Raw genomic sequence first — 251 nt, forward strand, 5'->3', positions numbered from 1 at the left:
ATTTCGGCTGATAAGAATGTGCTGAGCGCCAATGTTGCTGATGATCTTATCGCGGGTGAAAAGGCTAAAAATACGAGCCGAAATATTCTGGTGAGCACCCTGTACACGACTAAGGCTAAGGACCTTGCGTTTTATGTTAAGGAGACGGGGGAGAAGCAGGATATTCGCAAATATTTGAAGTATCTGGGGCGTTTCTCGCTGGCTGTGGAGCATCTGCGTGGGCAGTGGGTGATTGTGGTTGACCGCGACGG

1 pseudogene is annotated in these 251 nt (G+C 49.8%); it reads left to right on the forward strand.

Annotation, left to right across the window (positions count from 1 at the left end):
* Positions 1–251: pseudogene (locus HMPREF2749_RS00510) on the forward strand (CTD phosphatase); the annotation flags it as partial.

It is taken from the genome of Rothia sp. HMSC075F09, from assembly GCF_001810515.1.
In the GTDB taxonomy this organism is placed as follows: Bacteria; Actinomycetota; Actinomycetes; order Actinomycetales; family Micrococcaceae; genus Rothia.